Genomic DNA, 25,886 nt, shown 5'->3' on the forward strand with positions numbered 1-25,886 from the left:
GCATCACTGCGGCCCGCGAGGTGGTGGCGTGGCAGCGGCGGGCGTCGACGTGGAGCTGGCTGCGGCCTCTGCTTGCGTGAGGGGGTGGGCAGCCAGGCCGAGGGCGAACAACACATCCGGGTGGGGAGCATGCTGCCTGCCGGAGGGGGCGAGGAGGCGGCGGCCTGCCAGACGCGGGATCTGCTCGGCGGGCACGTCGGGAGGAAGGCCGCTGCCGGTGCGGTGCAGCAGGCGGGTGACGGCAGCGGCCTCACCGGGGGCGAGGGAGGAGGCGGTATGGCCGGCGCTGTGCAGGTTCTGCCGCTGCCTGGGGTCAAGCAGGCCGGGCACGCAGGTCAGGTGGATGGTGGTGTCGGTGTGGACGAGCCGGTGGGGGCTGCTGGGCTGCTCGAGGTGTGCGGCCAGGGCGGTGGCGGCCCGCTTCAGGCGGTGTGGGGGCCATTCCAGGGCGGAGGCCAGGTCGTCGGGGTGGATGCGGCCGGCTTCCAGCAGGGCGGCGTGCAGCATGGTGGCGTGGGTGGCCGCTTGCGGGCTCGGACTCGGGCGGGTGGCCTGCTCGGGGACGCGCAGGAGGGATTGAGGGGAGGTGTTCAGGGCGCGGGCGAGGGGGAACAGGGCCGCGGCAGAGAGGGTGTGCGGGGTGAGGTGAGTGTCCCAGTCGGCGGTGGGGATGCCAGTCAGCGCGGTCAGGTCCTCGTCGGTGAGCCGGCACTCCATGGCGCGCTCGCGCAGGAACATCAGGTCGAACGCAGCTGCGGGGGTATTGCCGGGTGGCGGGAGTTGGTCGGTCACGGGCGTAACTCCACAAGGCGCGGCAGGGCATCGGGGGCGGGTGGGGCGGGGGTGTGCAGGTGCCAGCAGCGGGCAACGGTGTGCCAGTCGTCCTCGGAGTGGGGGTGGACCAGGGCGGGGATCGGGAGCCCTGCGTCGGCGATGAGGGCCTCGAAGCGTGGCGTGGTGCCGAAGCAGTTCGCGAACAGGCCGTGGCCCGCGGCGGTGCGCGGGGTGCGGCGGCGGAATTCGACGGCGGCGCGCAGCAGAGAGCGGGCGCGGGGCGGGACGGCGTACATGTGCCGCGGCCCGGGAGGTTCGCCGATGTTGGTCCGCGAGTCGCGGTCGATAGCCACAGTGGTGCCGGCATCGTCGACGCTTGCTATCTGGGTCATCGACAGCAGCGACTTTGCGGTTCCGGTGAATAGGAGGGCGGCCACCGCGGCGGCGCGCAGCGGGTTGGGCAAGCGGAGGGTGATGCTGTGCACGATGCGCGGGGTGATGGGCACGGTGGTGATGCCAGGCCCTGCACAGCTGGTGAGGTCGTCGGGCACATTGAGCAGCACCGAGCGGCTGAGGAAGCCGGCCTGGGCGCCGCGCACGCGGGCCACGGTGTGCTGGGGACTGGGGCTTGAGCTGGCCAACCGTGCCAGGAAGAACCGCAAGGCTTCCATCTCTTGCAGGCTCCAGGCGGTCGGCTCGGGCGAGCCGTTGGCGGGTTCGGTGCCGCCGGCTGGGGATGACTGGTGTGGCAGGGTGCGGGCCAGCCAGGTGCGGGCGGCGGAGTAGCCAGCGCGGTACTGGGCGTCGGTGTGGGCGAAGTCGGTCTCGTTCTGGCGGCGCCAGCAGTCCGCACGGAAGGCCGCCACCGAGCTGCGGGGCACCGTGGGCAGCGGGTAAACGTGATCGTGCGGCGGCGGGCCGAAGCGGCGGCCGGTGGCGGCCGGGCCGATCTCGTCGAGGACGGCGGCCGGGCCGCGTGCGGTCACCACGTCCACCAGCCCGACGGCTGTGAGGTGTTCACGCAGGCGCTGCTCGTCGTCCCGCTCCGGGGCGTGTGCCAGGAGCGTGAGGCGGATACCGGTGTCCGCACGCCACGCGGCCAGGCGGCGCAGCCGCTCGACCGTCAAGCGATGGGCGCGCAGCACGATCGCCTCGTGCACGCTGGTGGCCAGCGTCCAGCAGGTCACCGCCCGCCAGGCCGGGTCGGTGGACATCCGCTCCGCGCCCTCGCGGGAGAACCCGTCGCGGCCCATGGCGCGCAGCACATCCAGCGCGAGGTAGGCGGGGCTGGTGGTGTGCGGGGTGGGGTCGGCGGTGATCCGACCGCGGGTGGGATCGGCCCACTGGTAGGCGGCCCGGTGCACCGCGTGGTCGTCGTCGTTGTCGAGGAGCAGCCTCACCGGCCACGCCGCCGGGGCCGCTGGCGCCGTGGCGGCCTGCGGGGCGGAGGCAGGAGGAAGCGTGGCTGCGGTCATGGGCGCCGCCCGCCGTCGACCCGGTCGGCCACAGCCTGCAGCATGCCCCAGTCGGGCTTCTTCGCTCCGGTGGCGGCCAGAGCACGCTGAGTGTGAAGGGTCAGCACGACCCAGCGGCGCAGGCAGCCATCGGCGAGGCGGGCATCCAGCGCCTTAAGGTCGCCGGGCGCGACGCTCTGCCACAGCGGGTGCAACGCGGGAACCGCCTTCGGGACCTGGTCGCGAGTGAGCGGCCAGATGTAAGGCCAGCCTGCGGTGCGGGTGGCGAGCATCCGCTGGGCTCGCAAGGAGCGTTCGCCGCGCGTCGCGGCGATCAGGACCACGCAGAGCCCTTGGGGCAGGTCGTCGTGCAGGAAACGCAAGTACTCGAAGCAGGACGCCGACAGCCGGTGGGCGTCCTCGACCACGACGATCCGCGGCTCCTGGGCCAGGGCGCGGCGAATCAACGTGTCGGCGGCCCCGGGGTCGGCGGGCGCCTCGCCGCGGAGGCCAAGTGCACGGTGAAAGGCGGCACGCAGGTCCGCCGGCGCCGGCTGGGCCCGGAAGTCCAGCGGCAACAGCTCACCAAGGCGGCGGGCGGCGGTGTGGACGGCGAAGGTCTTGCCGACCCCGGCATCGCCCAGCACGCACACAAACCGGCCCTGGGCGTAGGCGTCGGCGAGCGACTCGCCCACGGCGAGCATGCCTGGGGTGAGCAAGGTGCGTACACATGGGGCGTCGAGGAAGTGCAGGCCGGGTGGGGCAGCGTCTTCCATGACGGCGAAGGGCTCGGCTGCGGCGGCCGCGCCCCAGACGGCCGACGGCGGAGGTGGGGTGGTCAGCACCGCTTCAGGGCCCAGTCCACGATGCGGTCGTCGACCTTGTCGGCCTTGAAGTGCTCCATGCCCTTGATCACGTGCTTGGTGACCTTCACCCACTCACGGAATGAGCCGAGCGCGTACTGGGTGTCGACCCGCTTCAGCAGCGCCTCATCCGCGCCCCTCCACACCGGGTGCGAGTCGGGCACGGTCCTGAGGACCTCGTCCTCGGTCATCGCCAGGATCTCCAGGCGGATGTAGATCCGCGAGGCGAGCGCCGGGTCGCTCTGCAGCGTCTCGTACGCCTCCCGGCCGCCGACGAAGAGGATGGCGGGCTTGGGGTCACAGGTGTCCCACAGCTTGCGCAGGAACTCGAAGTTCTCCCGCCGGTACTGCTGGGCCTCGTCACACACGATCACATACGGGCGACGGGGCAGGGTCTCGCGCAGCAGCTTGTCGAACGCGGTCGGCGTCCCCGGCATCTTGCAAGAAAGGTTCATCTGGTGGAACAGCTCCTCGCGCAGGTCCTTCGGCCCCGGGCGGGAGCGGGCGAAGTCCAGCGGAAGGATCAGATCCGGATTCATCTCCTGGATCGTGGCCCGGGTGCCGAAGCTCTTGCCGAGCCCGGCGTCGCCGTAGACCACCGACATCGCCCGCGACTCGACGGTGTCGACGACGGTGTCCTTGATCTGCAGCAGCGTGTCGGTGGCGACCAGCGACGAGTCCTCAAGGCCGAGGAAGAACTGCGGGCGCAGATCCGGACGGCGCGGCGCCGCCGACTCGGGCGGCTGAGGTTGCGGCACGGTGGCGGTGGATGTCATGTGTCCTCCGAAGACGGGTCGGCGGGGGCGGGGGCCTGGCCGGGGCGTGCCCAGCCGGCTGGGATGGGGGTCAGGGGCTGGTACGGCTCTTCGCGCCGGCGGGGAGCAGCAGGCGCTCTCCCGCTGGTGCCCGCGAGCTCGGCGAGCGCCTCTTCTCTGGTCATGCGGGTTGCCTGGACGGGCAGTTGGGGTTCGGTAGCGGGCAGATAACGGTCGCGTCTGCGCTCACCGGCGCGCTGCAAGGCCCGGCGCAGGACAGCGCTGTGCTCCTGGCGGTCGTCAAGGACCTTGGCGCGCAGTTCCTCGGTGGCCTCGTCGCTGAGGAGCGCCCGGCCCAGGTAGCGGTCGCCGCGGAAGGTGTACAGGTCGATCTCGTGGGTGTGGTGCGGCATCCATCGCACCCGCACCTCAACCCCGATCCGGCCGACACCGTTCTCGGGCATGTAGCAGCGGCCCGCGAACTCCACCCCGTGACTGGTGATCTTCCGGGGTCGGTGATCGCTCTCCAGCATGAACGCGCGCAGCTCGGCCGGGGTGGGCTCGGGCCGGATCTCGGTCGGGTCGGCCAGCCACGCCTCAAGCGGCGTCACCCCGGTGCGCTTCCCCACGTGCTTGGTGTTGTGCTCGTGCACCCACTCCCCCAGGCACTCCACGAATGCCTCAAAGGCCAGCGGCGGGTCCGTCTCGCCGACGCGTCGGCGGTGATCGAGCCGGGGCGCTTTGGTGTAGCGGGGCAGGTCGGCGAAGAAGCGGGTCATGCTGGTGCGGTTCAGCCGCTCGATACCGCCTTTGTGGCGGGCGCTGTGCACCCGGTGCACCGGGACACCGAGGAGTCCGAAAGCCCGCCGGACGGTCTTGGACAGGAAGTCGGCGCCGCCGTCGACCCGTACGAGCTCCGGCAGTCCCCCGGCCGGCCCGTAAGGGGCCTCCCGCAGCACGGACGCCCGCACGGCCGCTAGGACTGAGCCGCGGTGCGCGGAGCCGGCGGTGACCGCCCAGCCCATCACATAGCTGGTACCGCGGTCCTCAAACCACGTCACCCACACCTTCGACAGCGTCTTGTCGGGCATCATCACGACAGTGGGAGCCTGCTTGTGATCGCCCTCCCACACCTGATTGCGGGCCACTGGAGGCCGCTGGAAGGCGGGATCGAAGCCGCGGGCGGCCGGAATGCCCTCCCGCAGACCCGCCATAAAACCGGGGTCGAGGTCACGGGCGATGGCGTCGTGCAGTGTAGTCAGCCCCACCGGCTCCTCCCTCGCCGCCTTGGCCACGCGCACCAGGTGCTCATGGGCGCGTTTGACGTTGCCCTGGTAGTCGGCGAGGACATCGATGATCTCGTCGGTGATCCGAAAGCGCTGGCGATCGGGTTTCTCCGGGTTGCCGGTCTCCTCGGCCTGCGCCAGCCAGCGCCACACCGTACGCACGCTCACACCCACCGCGTCTGCAACCAGCCGCACATGAGCGGTGGTCAACTCCCCCGCCCCACGCAGCCTGAGCAACTGCCGTACCGCAGCAGGCCGTAGCTCGTCCCGGTGCCGCCCCAAGCCCGCCTCTGCCGCCTCCGAGGCATCGTCCGGCGCCGTCACTGGTGACGGCACCGAGGCAGGCGGACGGATAACGGCACGATGATCACGTACAGCCTCCAACTACGAACAGCGCTTGTGAACAGGTCAGTTCAACCAGACGCACGTGTGTGACGTGCGTCTGATGCGAGGCTATGAGCTGCGCGTAGGCTTCCCGCCCAGCCGCTCACTCGGGCGGGTGACATCAGACCGTTCCACCACCGTTTCGATGGACACATACGCTAATCCACCCCTCCGAGCGGGGCTTGCCCAGCTACCGGGGGCAACGAGGGGTACGCGTGCGCACGGCGGTGGGCGTGGTGCGCACGGTGCACAGGAGGAACGCGCGCAGGTCAGCCCTCTGTGCGCCGGTCTTCCTACGCGGTGCGGGTGGGCAAGCCGCAGCGGTGGGGCGGTCAGAGCGTCAGTACTCGAGTCGTCATGCGGCGCCCTGATACGCCGCCTGCCGGACGATGTACGCGAACTGATCACATCGATACGCTGACGTGGTGGATCAGGATGTGACAGCTGGCCAGGGGGACGAAGCTCGGATAACCAGCCGTGAGCAGGACGCGGTGCGGGTACTGCTGCTCTTGGACGGCGCGTGCGAGCCGGTGAGCAGCGCGGACCTGGAGGATCCGCGCCTGGCGACCGCGGTGGGCGTGCTTCGCGCGCAGCTGCGGCTGCAAAAGCTGGACTTCTGGCTGCGGAACCCGGACTACCTCGCGGATGAACTGCTCAACGACTACGAGGCCAGCGGCGAGACGGTATTGCTCGACCATGCGGCACAGATCTTGGAGTCCGAGGAGCCGGAGGTCCGCCGGTATCCGATGCTGCGTCATCACTTCGGCGCCTACGAGCCCTTGGACGACGCGCTGGCGGTACTGCGCAGCGCAGGGCTGGTGGTGGTTCGGCGCCGCGGCACGGTGAACCGGATCCGCCAGCATGACTACTTCCTGCTGGATCAGGGACGCGTGGTGGCCCGGGACGTCGTCGGACAGGCTCCGGAATTCGTGTACTACGTGGATCGGGTCCGGCTGGTGCTGGACCTGGCGGATGGGTTGGGGGGAAGCGGGTTGAAGGCGAGGCAGTACCTGCAGCGCGAGTACGCACAGACCGAGCGCCGGACGCGGATCGGCTCGGTCAGTGCCAAGGCCCGGGCGCGGCTGGCCGAGTTCCGTGCCGCTGCCGCGGCGGGGGCGGTGTGATGGCCGAGCAGGAGTCGATTGAGGCGCGGATCGCGGCGTTGGCAGCGACCTCGGTGAAAGATGTCCAGGACGTGTTCGCCGCCTACGGGCTGCCACTGGTGAGCACGCCAGCGCGCCGGCGGTCGCTGCGGCTGAGCCGGTTACGGGTGGCAGGGGTGCGCACCGGTGTGGTGGCACCGGGTCGGTTCGACAGCACGATCCGGTTCGACGAGGGTGTGACCGCGTTGGTGGCATCCAACCTGCGGGGCAAGACCAGCGTATTGGAGTTGGTGACGTGGTGCCTGCGCGGGACGCCGCGGGAGCTGCAGAACGGCGTGCGGATGTGGCTGGAGCAGGTGGATCTGGACGCGGTGGTCGCTGGTCAGCCAATGGGGTTCCGCCTGGACGTCGAGTCCGGTGACATCGCCTCGGCCGTCGTGCTGGCGGGCCCTGAGCTGGACACGCTGGCGAGCACGCGTGTCCCGCTGCCTGAGCAGGGCATCACGGCGCTGTTGCGCGCCTCGCACGCCTCCAGCTTCACCGAGCAGGTCCAGGCACTGATGATGGACCGCCTCGATCTGCAGCCGCTGGTCAACAGCGTCAAGGGCACGTCCACCCAGACCCACGGGTGGCCTGCGTACTACGGTGCGATCTACCTGCCAGCGGGCGGGGACAAGGTGCTGCTCGGGGATCAGTCGATCGCCGGATTGCCGGGCCGGCTCCTTCAGGTGTTCCTGGACCTGCCCGCCACCGCAGCCCTGGCCCGGGTCAAGACTGCCAAGGACCTGCGCACTACTCAGGAGAAGCAGCAGCGCGCCGCCACCGAGGCCTTTACCAGAGCGGTGGCCGAGCAGCGTACGCAGGTCCAGGCGAAGCTGGAAGCCGCGCAGGAGCGGTTGACGACGGTTACGGCCGCCGCCCAGCCCGGGGCTTCGCTGTCGGAACTAGCCGGGCGTTGCAAGCAGTTGGCCACAGATGTCGCCGACAAGCAAGGCCAGTGGGAGGAGTTGATGGCCGCATACCGACAGGCCCGTGGAGAACGGCAGCGTGACGAAAAGCTGTTCAACGATGTGTCCGAGAGCGCGGTAGCCCGGCGGCTCTTCCACGGCCTCAACCCCACCGCCTGCCCGCGGTGCGACCAGGACATCGAGGAGGAGCGGCGACTGCGGGAGCGCCACGCTCACGCCTGCGCAGTGTGCGATCGCCCTGTTGAGACCGGCGAGGAGGACACTCCGGAGGACATCATCGCCGAGGCCGCGGAGCGGCTGGAGGCCAGCAGCGAGGCGGAGGAGGCCGCCAAGGACGCGTTGGAAGCCGTGGAGGCGGGCTTGCACGACCTCACCACGCAACTGGGCGCTGCAACCGCACAGTTACGGGCGGCCGAGTCTGCGACCCTGTTGCCTGCCGTGGTTGAAGCGCGCGAGGAGGTACTGCGCTGGGAGGGCGCGCTGAGCGTCATGCCGGAAGCAGAGCCGGTGACTGCCTCCGCTACGGAAAGTCGAGAGGTTCGGGTGCTCCGAGTCGGGGCCAAGATCCTGGAGGACGACAGCCGATCCAGCGGTGACGCGCTCTTCGATGCCCTGAACCGCGAGATCGCCGGGCTGGGGCGCCAGTTCGGCATCGTCTCGCTGGAGCGCGTAGAGATCGACCGCGCCGGACGCTTGAAGATCGTCAAGGACGGCATGGCTGAGGACTGGTTCAGCAAGCAGAGCGCTGGGGAAAGGCTGCGTTTGCGGATCGCCGTCGTCATCGCGCTGCTGCGTGTCGGGGCCGAGCAGGGCGTGTCCACCCACCCAGGACTGCTGCTAATCGATAGCCCCAAGGCGGAGGAGGTCCAGGATCTCGACGCGCACACCCTCCTTCGGGAACTGACAGTTGTTGCCGAAGAGAACAAGCTGCAGATCGTGCTGACCACCGCAGACCCAGAGCTGGTGGAAGAAGTACTGCCGAAGCGGTGCGTCGTGCAGACCAAGGCAGGCGAACCGTTGTGGTGACCGCTGCCTCGCTGGGTGGGGAGGGAGAAGAGTTGTGACCGAGACCTTGGTGGACCGTTTGGGCTCGCTCGCCGCCCAGGGCACGCCGATCACCTTTCCCTCCCTCGCCCTGTCTTGCGAGGCCGTCGCGGACCAGACCAGGGTTGCTGCCGCCGGACCGATGGCACCGCTGCTTGCGGAGGCGATCGTGGATGCCTTTGAACGCCGCGACGCCCAGTGGACTACGGCAGCAGCAGCGTTCCCTCAAGGCCTCGCCGCTCAAGGCAGCTTCCTGCACCTGACCGGCGTGCTGCAGACACTCCTCGGCAGCCCGACCGCGGCCGGCGCTTGGGCGAAGCAATTGAACAGCGCGCTGCTGAACGACCTTGCCGCAGCGGTGCACACAACCCCACTGGTGGCGGCCGCCCGTCTGGAAGGCGCCGTGAGGCTGGCCGCTGCGCAAGCGGTCACCCCCTACCGGGTGTGGGAAGCACTAGACGAACTTCCCCTGGACGGCCCGGACGACTTCCTCGAACGCATGCCGAGACTGCTCGGTGTCGTCCTGGACTGCTGGTCGGGTGAGGAGACCGTCGCTGCGACGATCCGCGATCTGCTGCAGCAACTTTCCCAGGATGAAGCAGCCGACGCCGATGCCTGGTTCGAGCTGGGCTGCGACCGTCTGCGCAGCGCCTTGTCCAGCGGTGATCTCAACCAGGTCACCTGTCATCTCGCCCAGGCCCGGCGTCTGTTTGCGACCACCGCAGCCGCGGTGGAAGCACGCCAGGACGCTGATGCCTACACCGCGGTATGTGACGCGCTGCTCGGGTTCGCCGCCGGCAATACCGTCCAGGTTGCCGACGCGACCGACGCCCTGGAACGCGCACTCGAGCAGCAGTCGGCGTGGCTGCACGGCACCCACCAGGCGCCGTGGCTGCAACCACGTCGTGCCGCTGAGGCCGCATGGAGCCACCTGCTACTCCAACTACACTCTGCAAGCGCCCTGTTGGACGAACCGGTGTGGATGGACTGCTGGCAGGCGCTGGACTGCGTGCTCGGTGTCTACCGGATCGCCCGCACCGTGCGGCCTGTCGGCCAAGGTGACAAGGACCTGACCGGCCTAGCCTCGCTGATCGAACCGGCCATCGAAGATGGCTTCCTACGCCAGCACAGCTTCCTCGCCGCGCTGCGGCACGCGGCTACCCACCCTGAGCAGCAACCCGCACGAGGGCTGGACTCGGCGACGGCGGCCGCGGTACTCGCGCGTCTCGACGCCCGCACCGCCACGACGTCCCCCGGCGCGAGCAGTTCCTCTGAGAGCGGTGAGGAGAGCGAGGAGCCTGGAGGGGCCACGACGCGTCTGCTCCGCCTCGCCCCGTTCCTCACCTTGGCCCTGGGCCCGCAGAAAGCTGCCGACATCGCCGCTCACCTGGATGACGCCGCACTCGCGGAGGTCGAGGCACTCGCCTACACCCAAGACGCAGCACGACTGCAGGCCACCGACCCGGTCATCGTCCCCCTTCTGGACGAGATCCTGGCACAGTTGTCCACACACCCCCACTTCACCGGTCAGGTGCGACACACCTTCACCGCGCTGGTTGACCAGACCCTGCGGTTCCTAAAAAGCCGCATCGACCTCACCCGCACCAACCTGCTCGGCTCCGGCACCAAGGGCCCAGACGGAAAGACGATTCCACCCTACGACTACCGGCGCAAGCGCGGGCCAGGGCAACGCGAACCCCTGGAAAGCGACCTGCAGCGCGACTTCCACCACTGGCTCCAGTCAGGCCAGCTGCACAGCATCGTCCAGGTCGAGACCGTCGACGTCGGCATGGGCCGCGCCGACGTCATGGTCCACTTCGGCTCCCTGCGCTACCTGACCGAGATCAAGAAGGACGCCACCGACAACACCCCCTCCTATCTGGAGGGCCACTACCTGAAGCAAGCCGCGGAATACACCAACACCAACGCCCCGTTCGGACAGCTCCTCGTACTCGACCTCACCGGCAAGTCCACCGGAACCCTGCGCCTGGACGAGCTGGCCTGGACCACCGCCCACCGCCCTACCGGCGCCACCATCGACCGCGCCATCGTCGTCGGCCTCGTCACTGGCAACCGCGTCACTCCCGCCGACTACTCCCGCTGACCCCAAGCAAACCTGCACAGCCCTCTGCTCGCATGCCGACGGCACCCCCATCAGGCGCGGGGGTACGGGGGCGGGTATGCACCACAGCAGACCATCCGCGACTGGAGCCCGCACACGGTGTGTCGGACCCAGTCTCACACGTGGTGCCGTGCGGGTCAGCGACGATAGTCACCAACCACGCTCAGGTAATACGCGTGTTGGGCAGGCGTCAGGCGCTGCCCCGACCAACCGTGGCAGAAGGCGCAGCCGGAGCCGTTCCACTCCCAGAAGCTGCCCAGTTCGATGAGTTGGGCCAGTGTCATCCGTTCCGTGTGTGGGGTAAGGGGGCGGGAGTGCTGGCAGTCTCCGCCCACAGCATGGGAGCGGCCTTGGTAGCGGCCGTTGAGATTGGAGCCGTACACCCACACGTCGGCCAGCGGCCCGAGCGCGGCGGGGTCCTGACGGAAGGGGTGCAGCTTGAAGCAGCGGCCGGGGAAGGTGAGCGCGGCGGCCCAGGCATCGCGTAGGCCGAAGTGGACGCTCTCGACCTCCGCGGCGAGGTGGCGCAGGTCGGTATCGCTGGCAGACTGCTCAGCCACCTTCAGGGCGATCGCGCGGTCACCGCGGCTCCAGCCGGACATCGCGCACTCCTGCTGAAGGTCGGACAGACTCGTAACGGCCGCCAGGCCGTCACCGCTCTCCGCCACCGCCACCATCGGCCCTGAAGCAGGCTGGTGGTGGGCGTCGGCCGGCGCAGGGGACGGGGCCGGGAGGGGCGCGTCTGGTGCCAGCTGGGGCGTGGTGGTGGGCGTGGCGGACCGGCCGCTGAGGTGGGCCTGGTAGGCGGCGGCGAGCTCTTCGAGGTCGTTCCTGCGCTGCCGGTGCAGGTCGACGGGTTCCTGCAGGCTGGTGTCCAGCAACTGCACGCCGCGCTGGAAGGCGTGAAAGCCGATCGACTCCCACAGGGCCGCGATCTTCGCTTTCGCCGTGGCACGGTAGGCGTCGGTCACCTCTTCCCTGTTATCAGGCCATTCGGCCATGCCGGGCTCTGCAGCCACCGCGCAGCATCCGCCAGACAGCCGACGGACGGCTTCGGCCGCGAACACCGGGCCCAAGCCGAATCCACGCCAGGGCTTGGACAAGAACACCCGGTCCAGGATGAGCAGATCTCCCACCGGGCACTCGATGGCCTCCTCGAAAGCCGCCGAGTACCCACCGCCGTCAAGGACGACAGCGGCAATGCTTTCCAGGTCACCCGACTCGGCGTCCGCGACCATCCATCGGTCCACCCCGGTGTAGTCGCGCAGCCGCCACAGCTGCAGATAGCCGACCTCACTGCCGTCCTTGATGAGCTGGTCGCAGGCTTCCGTGCAACCGCCTTCGCATTCCTCCTCCTCGTCGTGGAAGGCACGAATGGAGACATGCCAGTGCTCGAGCGTGTCCTCGTCCCCGTAGGGGACGGCAGGGTGTCCATGGGAGTAGATCAACCGTAAGTGGGCCGGGTCACTGGGGAGTTCAGATGCTGGACGGCGCGCAGTACTCATGACCGTGAAGGCTAACTGCTGGCACTGACAATCGGTCCGAAGCCAGGTGCTCGCGTACTCGGGCCTGCTCGTTCCGCCCGCCGGGCGCCGGGCCTCATGTCGTTAATCAACCGGGGGGACGACGGACAAGCACGGGGAGTGCCGCTTGTCCATGCTTCCCGCCTATCTCCCTCAGCACACGCCGCAACCCGACTTGGTGACTGCGGCCGCCCAGAGCAGGGTGCCGAACTGCTGGCCTGCCCACGATGGGCGATTGCCGTGTGGGCAAGTCAGGCTCCAGCCGTGGCAACGGCTCGTTTGCTGAGTGGGGACCACGCCAGGCCAACGCTATTCGTCGATCCGCTGAAGTTCGACGGCCCGACTGTCGCCGGCTGCAGAGAGACCATCGACAATGCGGCGCCAGTGGCTCAGCGTGAGGGCAGAGGGGGTTGCTGTCTCGCGCAGCTCAGTCAGCCAGTGGGTGACGAACCAGCAACGGTTGGCGAAGGCGTCGTAGCGGCCACTGATGATGTGTTCGAGCCATGTGAGCCCTGTAGTGCACTGCCAGGTGTAGGGGGTGGTGCGGGCATACTGGGCCAGTGCATCTGCGGCTTTGGGCTCACCGTTGGCAACGGCAACCCACCGTTCGGCCAGCCCGCTCAGGGCGTTGGGGGCGAGCCAGTCGCGGCGGGCACGCTCGAGGGTGTCGTCAGGGTTGGTGTCGGCGGGGCGCAGCTGGGGTGTCGGCAGGAGAACACCGAGGGCGTAGTCGGCCCAGTGGCCGTTCGCGTACAGGTCAGCGCCTGCATCCAGGTCATCGAGCGTGACTTTCAGTGCGTACGGCCACACGGTGGCAAGCTCGGCGCGCAGCTGCGAATCATAGGTGAACAGCAGGGCGAAATCCTGCAGAAGGTGGTGCAGGGCGTTGGCGTTGGCGGCGAAGGTCTGCAGATGCGCGGTGAGCGGCTCCGTTTCGCCTTCGGCAGTGAGGTCGATAAGGACGCGGGCCACCAGTTCGCGCGGCGTTTGGTCGTATCCGCTGTAGCCCTGGGTCGTCCAGTGGTCGAAGCCGCTGCGGTGTGCGTCCAGCAGGACAGTCAGCAGTGCGGCTGCCCGGGGTGTCAGGCAGGGGGTGCTGCGCGCGGCGGCGGTGCAGGCAATGGGCATGGCGAGCCGGTTCACCAGCAGTTCATCAGCGGGGACGGCTCGCAGGGTGTCGGTGTAGGGGGGTGGTAGGAACTGCGGCTGACGGCACTGGGCTTGCTGGTTCCACGGGCCGAGGCGGCAGTCGCCGAGGCCCGCTTGGACGGCGGCCCACACGGGCTCGTGCCGAGCGCAGCCGGTGTCGTCGCTACTTGGGCAGGGGGCGTTCCAGACGGGTGCGCAGCCAGCGACGAGTGTGGTACGGACCTCGTCGTAGAGGCTGGTGGCCAGGGCAGTGAGGGCTTCCTGGAGGCGAGTTGCGTCGAGGCCAAGGTGGTCGAACGGTGCAAGCAGCAAGGAGGGAACGGCTTTGGCGGCCGCGCGGTCGGCTGACATCGGATATGTCGTGGATTCGTCGCTCATGACGTCGAGGTGCGGGGCGATGGCGGCGGCCAGGACGGTGTCGGCTGCCCAGCGAAGGTCGTCATCCGGGACGACAAGGTGTGCGCGGGCGTGGCTGACGATAGCTGCTGCTGCGACCGCCGCCAGAGGATCTTGGGGGTTCAGGGGCCCGCTGGCGGGCGGATTAGCGGCGAACTGCCGGGCGAGCGCGATATCGGCCAGGAGGGTGTCTGCCGGCCAACCGTCGGGGTGGCGGTCGTGGTCGGTGTAGGTCAGTTCCAGGCGCAGTGCTTCGTTTCCTGCCTGGAAGTCGGCTGCCGAGGGGGCGAGCGCTTCGGCCACCGGGATGGGAGGCTGGTACTGCACCACGACCGAGCCATCCGGGGCCCGGCGGGCGGGATAGTTCTCGGGGCGGAAGACCGACGCCCACCCCTGGACGACGATGAGCTGGTCGCCGTCGTCGTCTGCGACCACCGCCTGTGCGTGGGCGAGGAGTTGGTCTGCGACGGCGGCGAGTGCGTCGAGGCGCGGCTGGTCGCCCGCAAGCATTGCGCGCAGGGTCATCTCTGCGGCGACGTCCCGCGGGGTGAGCCGACGCCGGTCTCTGCCGACCAGGTCGTCGGAGTCGGCTCCCTGCACGTGGAGGTGGCCTTCTGCGGTGGCACGGGCGAACTCCAGCGCCCACACGTCCGGGGAGGCAAGCCACGGGTCGAGGAGGTCCGAGGCAGCGTCACGGTGGCGGATGAGCAGGCCGACGAGGAGCCCCGGCATGGCCAGGTTATTGCAGGCCCGCAGCAGTAGCTGCACAACCACCTTGGAGGGAATGCTCAGCTGGGCGACGAGGTGATCGGCGAACCGTTCCACGGCGAGGAGCGCGCTCATGCACGGGTAGGGGCCAACAGTGGAGCCGCGATACCAGCCCCATACATGCTCGTCTCCGACGTAGTGCCGCATTCCGATGCCGGGGATGTCGAGGTCGATGCCGTCCGGGGCGGTACCACGGTCGTCGGGGACGGCGCCGAGAGGCCGGTACCGCGCGGGTTGCACGCGGATGGTTGCGGCGTGGTCGAGCATCCTGTTGATCATGTCGAGGGTGTCGGCGGGCAGCTTGTTCAGCAGTTGGAAGAAGGGGCCGTAGTACCAGGCGGCAAACGGAGGGCCGAAGCCGGAGTCGAACCCGTGCCGGAAGTCGCGGATGCCGTTGTCGCGCAGTCCGCCGGGCATGTCGTCCGGCTCGGGGTGTTCGATGTAGTACGCCTCGGTGAGGTCGGGGAGCAGCCGTGGGTGGGTTTCTGCCAGGCTGATGACGGCTCCGAACGACTCGATCGCCGGCTGCAGCCGACAAGGGTCGCTGGTTGCTGTGTCCCGCAACCACTGTTCGGTGCGATCGTCGGTGTCGGGGCCGAGCATGGCCAGTGCTTCGACCGCGAACTCGTCGTAGCGTGGCGGGTCTGCGGCAAGGATGCGATCACGCACTTGCTGGCGCAGCGGATCGGGCCCGTGGTGGTCGCGGGCCATGCCGCGCAGCCACGCCAGGACGAGCTTGCGGATGGTTTCGCCCATGCCGTGCTGGGTGTAGCGGTTGTACTGTCCGAGGTCTCGGTCGCCGCAGTAGGTGACCGCAACCACCGGTGCGAGCGCGAAGGGATCTCCGAAGGTTCCCGTGACGTAGCGAAGGTGCGCAAGGCGCAGGAGGGTCTGCACGCCGTGGTGGTCGTCGGCGGCGAGTTCGTCCCACACGTGCTCGATGGCCGTCTGCGCGTCGCCAAGGGTCAGTAGCGCTTCGATGGGGAGTTCTGCCCACCGTTCTCCCTCGGTCTGGCTGAGCTGGTCGAACTCGTGGCGCAGCGCCTGCCAGGCGGCTGCCCGGTCTCCGGCGAGGAGTTTGGCCTGGCAGGCGAGCCGGACCGAGCGGATGGTCCATCGTGGTGCTCCGGCCGTGTACAGGGGTGGCCAGCCTGCTGTGAGGAAGAGTCGGCACAGCGCGAAGTCGCGGATCAGGTCGGTGGCGAATTCGTCGCCTGCGGCCAGTGCGGGATTGGCCGGTGCCCGCAGGATTCCGTCGGAGCGCAGTTGCGCCCGCGCTCCGCCGCCCGGCGCTGCACCCGCGGGTGTGCCGAGTACGCGGTGTGCCACCGCTAGGACGGCCTGTTCGCGGTCGTCGGGCGAGGCACTGTCGGGTGGGTGTTCTTCGTTGTTGCGGACGAGTCCGTTCCAGACTGCGGCGAACACGTCGGCCTCGGACAGCAGGTCACTCGCCTCGGTCACGGTGCCGGCTCGTAGCAGGACGTCTACCAGGCCGGGACGGCCCACGAGCCACTCGGCTCGCGAGTCAGCGCTGAGCCGGATGAGTGATCGGAAGGTCTCAACGAGCTTGTGGCGCTCTGCCTGGGTGAGCCGGGCCACGACATGCTCGGCCGATACACCGGTGCCGCCTGCCAGTGAAGTGGCGGTCTGCAGCACCTCCTGGACCCGCTTCGCCCCATCGGTGCGGGTGACGGCAACCACTCCGAGCCCGGCCTGGAAGGCAGCCGCAGCAAGTTCACGCAGCAGGTCACGCCGGCCTTCGAGAACGGCCTCCGCACCGTCGACGACAAGCAGCCGCACGGGGCGGATCTCTCCTGCCGCCAGTACATCCGTCATCGGCCGTCCCAAGAGGTGCTCTACCTGCGTCCCCGAGGAAGGCAGGTCGCGCAGGCTGAGCGAGGTCACCGCCGCGCCCTCGTCGGCGAGCTGCTCGGCGGTGCGGAGAGTGAGCGCGGACTTGCCGACATCGGGTTCTCCCGTCACCACCAGGGCGGTCCCGGTCCGGCCTGCGTGCGTCATGGCGTCAGCGAGACGCGTTCGTTCCTCGTCACGCTCCAGCTCAAGGCGCACCTCACCGGCGCACAGGTCGGCCCGAATCCCCTCACGCAGACGGCGGGCCAGTCCGTCCAGCAGCGACCATGCCTGCTCGTAGGACGCCGACCTGTTCAACGGGTATCCGCTCAGCGCACGGCGCACCAGCGCCTGATCGACGCGCGCGGCGGACGAAGCCCAGGCGCCGGTCAGCTCGGCCAGCGCCGCGAACACCTTGTCCGCGGTCTCGGTGGCGCCGTCCGCTACCGCCCGCCGCAGTGCCGAGACCGTTGTGGTGCGGTCGGTCTCATCCATGCCTTCCAGCCGTAGCTGCCGCACCCGCAAGGCAGACAGCCACCGCCACGTCAGCTCCCTGGCGTCGACCTGCGAGAACGCGGCCTCGCCATCGGCAGCCGCGGCCACAAGGGCATCGAGATGCGTCAACCGTCGCCGCACACTGCGGTTCGTTGCCGCCGGCCGCGCAACGGCTTCGCGGAACTCCTGCGAGGAAGGGACGGCCTGCGCGATCTGTGCCAGCGTGTCCGTCTCGCGCACGGCGGTGCTCGACACGCCGACCGCCAGCGCGACCCTCCAGCGCCCCGCCGCGGCCTCCTCCCAGTGCTCGGTCACGATCCGAAGGAAGGACCGCACCAACGGCACCGAAGCCGTATCGCTCGTGGTTAGTGCAGGATCCCTGCGCACTCCGATCGAGACCCGACGCCCCCGGCCATCGGCCGTGCGGCCCTCCAGGACGACATCGTCAATCGGGCTGATGTCACTCGCCTGCAACCGCACGAGACAGGGAACGATGTCATCACCAAGCTCGCTGACCGGATCCTCGGTCAGGACAGCAGCGAGCAGCGTCGCCGCGTAACGGTGTTCCAGCCGGACACCGCCACCACCAGTCGAGTAAGGAGAGGCAGAACCGGTCGTCACCCAGCCATTTTACGATCAGTGGACAGACAAGGAGCCCGCTTTCAACTGCTGTACATGGCATGAGGGTGCGCACCGGCACTCCACGAGGCAACCGCCAGTGCCTTTGGGGGGCCGTCGGCTCAGTTATAGCCGAGAAAGCAGTCATGGCCATGTCACCTTGCCCCGCGCAGCAGGTGGAGACGCTCAGCAGGTAGACAGTGGCCACCACTGGGATTCTCTGGTCGCCACCGCACGCTGGACTGTCCTCACGGAGGAACCATGGCAGAACTCTGCAGAAGGAGGTTCGGCGAAGGCGACACCGACCGATACGGCTTCATGTCACTTTGAAATTCGGGATATTGACATCGTGATCAGCTCGTTAAAACATCCGCTGATCAGCGCATAGAGGGCTTCCCGCCGGTGACATGCGTAGCCGGACATCTCAGTGGCAGGTTCCCCGAACTTCACACCGCTTCTATCTCACCGCGACCCCGCGGATCCTGGCCGCGCCGCGGCCGCAGCGCGGCCGGGACGGCCAGGAGCTGGTGGTCGCCTCGATGGAGGCCGACTCCAGCACCTACGGGCCCAGGATTTTCGACCTCGGGCTGGCGGAGGCGGTGGAACGCTCGATCCTTGCGGGGTTCGAGATCGACGTGCTGGAGATCCGCGACCCGGACCCGGTCCTGGGGCTGTCCGAGGACGCGCTGCGCGGCCGGCGCCTGGCGCTGCTGCAGGCCGCGCTGCTGGAGCATGCCGCGGCCAGGAACCTCCACACCGTCATGACTTTCCACCAGCGGGTGGAAGAAGCCCGGGCGTTCGCCGAGCAGATGCCGGCCACCGCCGCCGAGCTGCACGCCGCCGAGGCATCCGAGGCGGCCCTGATCCGTGCAGAGGAGCTGCCGGCCTCCTCCATCGACGCCGAGCTGTACGAGCTGGAGGAAGGCCGGCACGTCCCTCCAGACCGTGTGTGGGCCGACTGGCTGTGCGGCGACCACCCCGTCGCCCACCGGCGCGAGGTGATCGGCCGGTTCGCCAACGGCATCAACGCCGCGGGCAAGCGGGTCCACCGGGCATTCCTCGCCTCGGTGCGGGCCCTGGGCGTCGGAGTCGACATCACCGGGCTGCGCGGCGTGGAAGCAGTCTGCATCGTCGGCTCCCGCACCTCCCAGGCCGACATCGTCCAGAACATCGGCCGGGCCCTGCGCCCGAATCCGGACGGCACCGTGAAGACCGCGCGGATCAACATCCCGATCTTCCTTGAACCCGGCGAGGACCCCAAGGACATGGTCGCCTCCGCCAGCTACCAACCCCTGGTCGACATCCTCCAGGGCCTGCGCTCCCACTCGGAACGCATGGTCGACCAGCTCGCCTCCCGCGCCCTGACCCGCGGCACCGAGCACCGGCGCCTCCACATCCGGCCGACTCCCCGCGGCGCGGGGACAGAGGGCGAGGAGTCGGAGGAGGCCGTGAGCGAGGTACAGCGGGAGGTAGACCGTGTCGACGCGGTGGTGGTCAACTTCGCCCAGCCCCGCGACGCCGCCGACATCGCCGCACTCACCCGATGCCGCGTCATCCGGCCCGAATCGCTGGTCTGGCTGGAGGGATACCAAGCCCTACGACGCTGGCGCGAGGAGAACGAGATCACCGGACTGCACGCCGTCGCCTACGACGTTGAAGCCGCGGCCGGGTCCACCGACGCATTTCCGCTGGGGCGGTGGGTGCACCAGCAGCGACGGGCGCTGCGGGCCGGCGAACTCGATCCCCACCGCAAGGAGCTGCTCGACGAAGCCGGCATGGTGTGGGAACCCGGTGAGGAAGCGTGGGAGAGCAAGCTCGCCACGCTCCGGTCCTACCACCGAGCCACCGGGCACCTTGCGCCGCGTCAGGACGCGGTGTGGGGCGAAGGCGAGGCGATGATGCCCATCGGGCAACACATCGCCAACCTCCGCCGCAAAGACGGCCTCGGCAAGGACACGGAACGGGCGGCGAAGCGCGCGGAGCAGCTGACCGCAATCGACCCCAACTGGAACTGCCCCTGGCCACTCGACTGGCAACGCCACTACCGCGTCCTCGCCGACCTGGTCGACGCCGACGGTGTACTGCCGGCTATCGAGCCCGGGGTGGTGTTCGAGGGCGACGACCTGGGCAAATGGCTCCAGCGGCAGAAGCAGCCGAGCACCTGGGCGCAGCTGTCGAAAGAGCAGCAGGAACGGCTGACCACACTGGGCATCAAGCCCGCCGAGCGTCCCGCTGCGGTCCCGACAGCAACGCGTACCAGCAAAGCGCAGCAGGCGTTCCAGCGCGGCCTCACCGCCCTCGCGCAGTGGGTCGAACGGGAAGGCCACCGGCCTGTGCCGCGCGGCCACAGCGAAGAAATCGCCGTACCCGGTGACAGCGGAGACGGAGAGGCCTCGGCGGTCGTGCAATTGGGCGTATGGATCTCCAACACCAAAACCAGGCGGCACAAACTCACCCAAGAACAACTACACGCACTACGCGAACTCGGCATCGAATGGGCATGACACACGCTGTCGCGGCGCGGGTTCCGTCGTCGGCGGTCTTCCGGGGCGGCCCACGGCCTGCGCTCCACGCGGCCGTCCGTTCGCGCCGCCTCCAGCCAGCGCCACACCATCCGCACACTCACCCCGCCGACCTGCGCGCCCGCACGCACATGCGCCGTCGTCAACGCCCCAGCCACCTCGAGCTCCAGCAGCCGCGCCACCAGCACCGGCCGGGACACCCTCAACCCCGCCGTGATCTCACCCCACGCGCCCGGCTCCCCCACCCCGCCCCCTTCCGCCCGCGCAAGACCGACACGGACCGCTGTGCCGCCGCGCAGCCCTCGGAAGGATCAGAAGTGCCGTTCTCAAGACAGTGGAACAGAGCGGGATGTACCGCCCCCACGACAGCCGCACCGCTACAGAAACCGCCCCACGACAGTGACCCCGCCCGTCCTCAGCACCCGACCATCGAAAACACCCAGCTCTGATGTGCCGTCACTGACACCCACCTACTGACACCAAACCGGCACATCGCAGCCCGGATCAGCCCACTCCACGGCACCCGTGGCGTACGTCCTCGTCCCGTCCGGCGCCACCGCGAAAACCCTCATCACCGGATTCGCCCGCTACCTCGGCATCCCCGTAACCACCCGCATGCCCCAGACCCAGATCACCGACGCTGTCTGCCACACCTAGACCCAAGCTGGCGTCCAACTCGTCCTCATCGACGCGATCCACCGCCTCAACCCCCGCACCACCACCGGCGCCCAGGCCGCCGACCTGCTCAAAGACCTCACCGAACGCATCCCCGCCACCTTCGTTTACGCCGGCGTCGATGTCGAAGCCTCACCCCTGCTGAACGGGCCGCGCGGCGCCCAGCTCGCAGGCCGCGCCACCCTCGTCACCTGCGGCCCCCTCCCCGCCCGCCACGGCACCCGCCAGCCCTTCCGCGACGTCATCACCGACATCGAGAACGCCCTCGACCTCACCCACCACAAACCCGGCACCCTCCCCCGCCACGCTGCTTACCTCCACCAACGCACCGCCGGCCGCATCGGATCCCTCACAAGGCTCATCCGCCAAGCCGCCATCACCGCCATCTGCGACGGCACCGAACGCATCACCAAGACAACCCTCGACGCGGTACAACTCGACCACCTCGCCGAAACACACCACCGCCCCACACAAGGCCGCTAATCCCGACCCGCCGAGCAGGCAGAACAGCCTTGACCAGCACAAACGCGCACCGGGCCTTTTCACGCTGACGCAACCTTCAACGAGCCCGGCCCCACTCAGAACAGAAGACACAGCTCACAGCCCCCGACCTCCCCGCCCGCCCCTCGCCGCTCCTCTCAACCAATCAGCAACACACCAGGCCAACCACCGCCCCGCACACCAACAAGCCCCCTCCGAGCGTCAACGGAACGGCAGAAACCGGGAATCATTCACCGCCCTCTCAGCCCCTCGGCATACGACGAGGGGCCGGACGATCCGTCCGGCCCCTCGGGCGTACTGCAGCCCTGAAAAGCTGCGTCATATCTCCAGAACACTCAGGCAGCCACCGATGCCGCACACGTGGCTTTGCCGTCCAGGTCATCCAGGTGTCCCCGCACCGCATCAACCGTGACGGCGTTTCAGCAGGTCAGAGGGAGGGATATCCCACGTTGTCTCGCGGAGGACGGGGGCTGTGGACGCCCGTTGAGCCGATGGGCAAGGTCGGTCGTGCACACCGGGCGGCGTGCTCCACCCCGCGCCGCCCCTCCGGTCGACCTACGTCAAGCAGACAAGCAGGGGAGAACTCCGTGAACACACGTAAGCGCATCGCCCTCGGTTTCGCCTCGCTCGCCCTCGCGAGCGGTGGTCTCGGCGGGGGTGTCGCCGTAGCCGCCGATAGCGGAGAAGCGGCGGCGCAGCAGCCCACGAGGGCGGCCGCCTGCATCAGCTGGTACGACAACGCCGGCCCCGGCGGCGCCTACCGCGGGCACGCCAAGTGCTCCGGCAACGTCGACGTGAGGGTGTGGGTGAAGTGCTCCGACGGCAGCACCCACACGAGCGCCTGGCGGTTCCAGTACGCCAAGGCCGAGTGCCCCTGGGGCCAGCGCGGCAGGTTCGCCCGGTACGACACGAGGCCCTCGCAGTCGTAGCCTGACCTGAAACCGACACGTCACTGCGTGGCGCCGGGTCCAGTTCGGGCCGTTACGCCGGGGCCCGTCGACGATTGGCCGGCGTCCACCCAGCCGCTTAGCACCAAGCCCGGACGAATCAGTCCGGCCGCCTCGGGGCATGGGGGTGTCCCGGCAGCTCAGGCCCACCGATCAGGGGACAGGGCCCTGCCTTTCGGTGCCGCCAGGGCGCTGGCTACGCGGTCCCGCTGCTGGCGAGCCTTCTCCTGGTACCGGCGCAGGTCTCGCCACCACAGCAACCGCCTCGGTGTAGGCGAGCCGACAGTGGTCGTCGATCGCCGTGTGCAGGCACGTGCAGCCGACGTTCCCGGTGCCGGGACCGATGCGGTGGGAGGTCCTGTGCGGTTTCGGTGCCGCGGTCGTGCATCCGCCCGCCACCACCGGTGGGATGCGACCGAGCTTTTTGACGTCGACGTCGACCAGGCCGCCGACGCCGTCGGCTCGTGGCGGACGACTTCGCGCAGTTGCTCGCCGGTGGGCGGATCGAGGTGGCGCAGGCGACCGAGCCCTCGCCGGACCGGGACCCGGTGCACGGTGGCCGCTGCCACGGTGATGCCGTGCAGCCTCTCCAGTTCGGCGGCGAGCCTGGCGGTCCCGTACTTGGTCTGGCGTCGCAGCGCCTCTACCAGATCGGCGAGGTCCTCGCTCGTGCAGTTGGGCTGGCGATGGGCCGGGAGGAACGATCGATCGGGCCGTTCTCACCGTGGACAAGCTAGCGGGCGTGCCGCTTGGCCAGGCAGCGGCGGGAGATTCCTGCTTGCGCAGCGTCGTGTGCGATCGGACGTCCGGACGTCGACCTGCAGACACAAGCGCAGACGTGCTTCGGGGGTCGGCGGTGCGTTCCGATGTCCCTGCTGGTGGCGCTCCTGGACTCGGCGGCCGCGTTCACCGGGAGCCCTGGGGTCTCGGGGCTCCCGGTGAGCGGCTGTGCGTGGCGTCAGCGTGCGAACTTTTCGATGGCCTCCGGGGTGACGGGGGTGAAGAAGTTGACGAGGTTGCCGTCGGGGTCGCGGAACAACAGCGACCGGTTACCCCAGGGCATCGTGGTGGGCCCGTTGACGAAGTCGGTGACGAAGCCGGTCAGGTTCTGGTGAACGCGGTCCACGTCGTCGACGAGGAACTCGGTGATCACGCTGTGGTTGTCCGCCGGGCGGGCGGAGCCCGGGGCGAACAGCGCGACGGTGCGGGTGCTGGCGATCGCGAGGGTTGCGCCCGCGGTCTTGATTTCGGCGAAGTCCTCGGTGGCCCATATCGCCTGCGTCCCTGTGGCTCGCTCGTAGAACTCGACGAGACGTGCGACGTCGCTGGTGATGATGCGGATCGAAACGAAGTCCATGGAATCTCCTTGGCTGTGCTGGAGGCGTGCACGCCGCAGGCTAGGAGAAATAGTGGACAGAATCGGTCCTGTATTGGCGTTAGGCTGCGAACATGCCACGACCCACCGGCCGCGTGCTGACACTGCTGGAGCTGCTGCAGTCGGGCGGCACCCGGACGGTGGCCGAACTCGCCGACCGGCTCGGCGTCGAAGGGCGCACCGTGCGGCGGTATGTGGACCAGCTGATCGACCTCGACGTGCCCGTGGAATCGGTGCGCGGCCGCTACGGCGGGTACCGGCTCGCCCCCGGGTACCGTTTGCCTCCGCTCATGCTCAGCGACGACGAGGCGCTGGCCGTACTGCTGGGCCTGGTCGCCGGCCGCCGGGCCGGGCTGACGACGACGGAGCGCACGGCGAACGAGACGGCGTCGGCGAAGATCCGGCGGGTGCTGCCCAAGCACCTCGCCCGCCGGCTCGACGCACTCCTGGACGCTCTCGCCTTCACGGATCAGCCCGGCGAGTTGGACCCCCCGGACGCCGGGCTCCTGCTCACGATCGCCGATGCGGTGCGCCACCGCCGGCCGGTCTCGATCCGCTACACCGACCGCGACGGACGGCGCAGCGAACGCACACTGCACGCGTACGGGATCGTCGCCCATGCGGGCCGCTGGTACGTGACGGGCAAGGACACCCAGGCCGGCGAGGACCGAACCTTCCGACTCGATCGCATCACAGCCGCAAGGGCCCTGCCCGGCTCATTCGAAACGCCCGTGGGTCCCGGTCCGGCAGAGCGCGTGTTGTCAGGATTCGCCACGGCCCGGTACCGGCATGAGGTGACCTTGCGGATCCACGGGACGGTTGAGCAGATCCGCGCGCACCTCCCCGCCAGCGTCGCGAGCCTGGAGGAGCACGAGCCCGCAGCCGGCCAGGACCCGGCGGCCGAGCACTGGCTGCGCGTCGAGCTAAGGGCGCAGCAGCTCAACTGGTTGCCTCGGATACTCGCCTCACTCGACCGGCCGTTCGTCATCGAGCGCCCCGACGAACTACGCGACCTCGTCATCGCGCTCGCCGACCGCCTCACGTCCTACGCCCGCCAAGCCTGACAGCGAGGAACCAATGCCACGAGACGGCACACCTAGGGCACCGCGGACCTGAAGGGCCACCTCACCGGCATCGACTACATCGACATGTCGTTCTGACCCCCACCGTGACCAGCGGGTCTGTACAAAGAACGGGTGAGCCGAAGCACGCTAGTTGTCACATAGGCAGGCTTGTTGTCACCGGCGATGACGTGGGCGCACGGAAGGTTGGCCGTTCTTGTCCTGTCGCACCGAAGCTGACGAATTCTCAGCGGATCTCATCCGTGTCGTCGGATTCTCACTGTTTCGCGTTCTGGCCTGGCCATAGCCGTGCGGCCGTGCGGACCAGGCCGGCCAGGGCGAGGGAGCGGCTGTGCGCGGGCCAGGCGATGTGGGTCACGACGGAGGGTGCGTCGGCCAAGGGAACGGCCGCGTGCTCGGCCCACAGCCAGGAGCGGGCGGAGTCGGGGACGACCGCCACCGTGCGTCCGAGGGCGATCAGCTGGGCCAGTTGTGTCTGGTTGTGGATCTCGGGGCCAGGGCCGGGTGCGTAGGTGCCGCGGGTGGGCCAGCGGGCGAGCGGCAGACCGGGGACGTCCCTGACATCGGCCAGGGACAAGGTCTCGCGGGCGGCGAGGGGGTGCCCGGCAGGCAGGACGGCGACCTGCCCTTCGGCCGCCAGCGCCTCGCTGTCGAACCCGGTGAGGGAGTTCCACGGCGTGTGCATGAGCGCGACATCGGCGCGTCCGTCGCGCAGCAGCTCTTCCTGCTCGCGAATGCCGCACGGCAGTACCTCGATCTCGGCACTGTCAGGCTCGGCAGCGTAGGCGTCGAGAAGCTTCCGCAGCAGTTCGTGGGACGCGGCGGCCTTCACCGCGAGGACCAGCCGGCGGGGGCCGCCGGGACTGTCGGCACCCCCGGCACGCCGGGTGCGGCGGACGGCGGCAGCGGCCGCGTCGAGAGCCGCCCGGCCCTCCTGCAACAGCACCTCCCCGGCACCGGTCAGGCGGACACCACGGCGGTTGCGCTCCAGCAGACAGACCCCCAGGCGCCGTTCGAGCTGCTGGATCGCCCGCGACAGCGGCGGCTGGGCCATGCCGAGACGCTCGGCGGCGCGCCCGAAGTGCAACTCCTCGGCCACAGCCACGAAGTACCTCAACTCGCGGGTCTCCAGGGTGTCCACGGCCGCAGCATACGCGGTGATACCTGCCGGGTATGACAGGGCACCGTACCGGTGTTGGCCGCACGACCCGCCCACGGGCCAACATCATCG

At 69.2% G+C, this 25,886-nt stretch carries 16 protein-coding genes and 1 pseudogene; 8 read left to right on the forward strand and 9 right to left on the reverse strand.

Going from position 1 to position 25,886, the window contains the following annotated elements; genetic code table 11:
* Positions 1-3: 3 nt before the first annotated feature.
* Genes ACGF4C_RS24090 through ACGF4C_RS24110 form a run of 5 tightly spaced genes read right to left on the reverse strand, consistent with a single transcriptional unit; the run spans position 4 to position 5,300 of the window.
* Complete coding sequence (locus tag ACGF4C_RS24090) at positions 4-792, reverse strand: hypothetical protein (RefSeq protein ID WP_393568882.1); 789 nt, start codon at positions 790-792, stop codon at positions 4-6.
* Positions 789-2,249, reverse strand: a complete 1,461-nt coding sequence (locus ACGF4C_RS24095; RefSeq protein WP_393568883.1) for a hypothetical protein — start codon at positions 2,247-2,249, stop codon at positions 789-791. The genes ACGF4C_RS24090 and ACGF4C_RS24095 overlap by 4 nt, the downstream gene beginning before the upstream one ends.
* Positions 2,246-3,073: an AAA family ATPase gene (locus tag ACGF4C_RS24100; RefSeq protein WP_393568884.1), complete on the reverse strand. Its 828-nt coding sequence runs from the start codon at positions 3,071-3,073 to the stop codon at positions 2,246-2,248. The genes ACGF4C_RS24095 and ACGF4C_RS24100 overlap by 4 nt, the downstream gene beginning before the upstream one ends.
* A complete protein-coding gene (locus ACGF4C_RS24105) occupies positions 3,067-3,867 on the reverse strand; it encodes an AAA family ATPase (RefSeq protein WP_393568885.1) in 801 nt (266 codons plus the stop codon). Before ACGF4C_RS24105 ends, ACGF4C_RS24100 begins: the two co-directional genes overlap by 7 nt.
* Positions 3,864-5,300, reverse strand: coding sequence for a Mu transposase C-terminal domain-containing protein (locus tag ACGF4C_RS24110; protein ID WP_393568886.1), 1,437 nt, complete (start codon positions 5,298-5,300; stop codon positions 3,864-3,866). The genes ACGF4C_RS24105 and ACGF4C_RS24110 overlap by 4 nt, the downstream gene beginning before the upstream one ends.
* A gap of 641 nt (positions 5,301-5,941) precedes the next feature.
* On the opposite strand from ACGF4C_RS24110, the gene ACGF4C_RS24115 reads away from it, so the two are divergent.
* Genes ACGF4C_RS24115 through ACGF4C_RS24125 form a run of 3 tightly spaced genes read left to right on the forward strand, consistent with a single transcriptional unit; the run spans position 5,942 to position 10,735 of the window.
* Positions 5,942-6,640, forward strand: coding sequence for a hypothetical protein (locus ACGF4C_RS24115; RefSeq protein WP_393568887.1), 699 nt, complete (start codon positions 5,942-5,944; stop codon positions 6,638-6,640).
* The gene (locus ACGF4C_RS24120; protein WP_393568888.1) at positions 6,640-8,613 is read left to right on the forward strand and encodes a hypothetical protein; all 1,974 of its coding nucleotides are present in this window, start codon (positions 6,640-6,642) and stop codon (positions 8,611-8,613) included. The genes ACGF4C_RS24115 and ACGF4C_RS24120 overlap by 1 nt, the downstream gene beginning before the upstream one ends.
* Before the next feature lie 34 nt (positions 8,614-8,647).
* Positions 8,648-10,735 (forward strand): hypothetical protein, encoded by a 2,088-nt coding sequence (locus tag ACGF4C_RS24125; RefSeq protein ID WP_393568889.1) that lies wholly within the window; start codon positions 8,648-8,650, stop codon positions 10,733-10,735.
* A 155-nt stretch (positions 10,736-10,890) separates the two neighbouring features.
* Here the strand turns inward: ACGF4C_RS24125 and ACGF4C_RS24130 are convergent, their stop codons facing one another.
* Positions 10,891-12,258, reverse strand: a complete 1,368-nt coding sequence (locus ACGF4C_RS24130; protein ID WP_393568890.1) for a hypothetical protein — start codon at positions 12,256-12,258, stop codon at positions 10,891-10,893.
* Between the two features lie 327 nt (positions 12,259-12,585).
* Positions 12,586-17,556 carry a hypothetical protein gene (locus ACGF4C_RS24135; protein ID WP_393568891.1) on the reverse strand — a complete coding sequence of 1,657 codons (4,971 nt, stop codon included), beginning with the start codon at positions 17,554-17,556 and terminating at the stop codon, positions 12,586-12,588.
* 404 nt (positions 17,557-17,960) lie between these two features.
* Here ACGF4C_RS24135 and ACGF4C_RS24140 point away from each other — a divergent pair, with 404 nt between their 5' ends.
* The 4 genes and pseudogenes from ACGF4C_RS24140 (at position 17,961) to ACGF4C_RS24155 (ending at position 22,935) form a co-directional block, all read left to right on the forward strand.
* The gene (locus tag ACGF4C_RS24140; protein WP_393568892.1) at positions 17,961-20,057 is read left to right on the forward strand and encodes a Helicase associated domain protein; all 2,097 of its coding nucleotides are present in this window, start codon (positions 17,961-17,963) and stop codon (positions 20,055-20,057) included.
* 534 nt (positions 20,058-20,591) lie between these two features.
* A pseudogene (locus ACGF4C_RS24145) lies at positions 20,592-21,233 on the forward strand (TniB family NTP-binding protein); the annotation flags it as partial.
* Positions 21,234-21,838: 605 nt separating this feature from the next.
* Positions 21,839-22,180 carry a hypothetical protein gene (locus tag ACGF4C_RS24150; protein ID WP_393568893.1) on the forward strand — a complete coding sequence of 114 codons (342 nt, stop codon included), beginning with the start codon at positions 21,839-21,841 and terminating at the stop codon, positions 22,178-22,180.
* A gap of 482 nt (positions 22,181-22,662) precedes the next feature.
* Complete coding sequence (locus tag ACGF4C_RS24155) at positions 22,663-22,935, forward strand: hypothetical protein (protein ID WP_393568894.1); 273 nt, start codon at positions 22,663-22,665, stop codon at positions 22,933-22,935.
* 221 nt (positions 22,936-23,156) lie between these two features.
* Here the strand turns inward: ACGF4C_RS24155 and ACGF4C_RS24160 are convergent, their stop codons facing one another.
* On the reverse strand, positions 23,157-23,555 hold the full coding sequence (locus ACGF4C_RS24160; RefSeq protein ID WP_393568895.1) for a VOC family protein: 399 nt from the start codon (positions 23,553-23,555) through the stop codon (positions 23,157-23,159).
* Between the two features lie 92 nt (positions 23,556-23,647).
* On the opposite strand from ACGF4C_RS24160, the gene ACGF4C_RS24165 reads away from it, so the two are divergent.
* Entirely contained in the window at positions 23,648-24,637 is a 990-nt protein-coding gene (locus ACGF4C_RS24165; RefSeq protein WP_393568896.1) for a helix-turn-helix transcriptional regulator, read from the forward strand.
* Between the two features lie 274 nt (positions 24,638-24,911).
* Here the strand turns inward: ACGF4C_RS24165 and ACGF4C_RS24170 are convergent, their stop codons facing one another.
* The gene (locus tag ACGF4C_RS24170; RefSeq protein WP_393568897.1) at positions 24,912-25,796 is read right to left on the reverse strand and encodes a LysR family transcriptional regulator; all 885 of its coding nucleotides are present in this window, start codon (positions 25,794-25,796) and stop codon (positions 24,912-24,914) included.
* Between the last annotated feature and the right edge of the window lie 90 nt (positions 25,797-25,886).

It is taken from the genome of Streptomyces sp. NPDC048197 (genome assembly GCF_043202395.1).
Taxonomy (GTDB): Bacteria; Actinomycetota; Actinomycetes; order Streptomycetales; family Streptomycetaceae; genus Streptomyces; species Streptomyces siderophoricus.

What these genes read in the sequence shown, in the direction of transcription:
- ACGF4C_RS24095 (WP_393568883.1), bottom strand. Translation starts at nt 2,249, where the DNA reads ATGACCGCAGCCACGCTTCCTCCTGCCTCCGCCCCGCAGGCCGCCACG.
- ACGF4C_RS24105 (WP_393568885.1), bottom strand. Translation starts at nt 3,867, where the DNA reads ATGACATCCACCGCCACCGTGCCGCAACCTCAGCCGCCCGAGTCGGCG.
- ACGF4C_RS24120 (WP_393568888.1), top strand. Translation starts at nt 6,640, where the DNA reads ATGGCCGAGCAGGAGTCGATTGAGGCGCGGATCGCGGCGTTGGCAGCG.
- ACGF4C_RS24130 (WP_393568890.1), bottom strand. Translation starts at nt 12,258, where the DNA reads ATGAGTACTGCGCGCCGTCCAGCATCTGAACTCCCCAGTGACCCGGCC.
- ACGF4C_RS24140 (WP_393568892.1), top strand. Translation starts at nt 17,961, where the DNA reads ATGCGTAGCCGGACATCTCAGTGGCAGGTTCCCCGAACTTCACACCGC.
- ACGF4C_RS24160 (WP_393568895.1), bottom strand. Translation starts at nt 23,555, where the DNA reads ATGGACTTCGTTTCGATCCGCATCATCACCAGCGACGTCGCACGTCTC.
- ACGF4C_RS24165 (WP_393568896.1), top strand. Translation starts at nt 23,648, where the DNA reads ATGCCACGACCCACCGGCCGCGTGCTGACACTGCTGGAGCTGCTGCAG.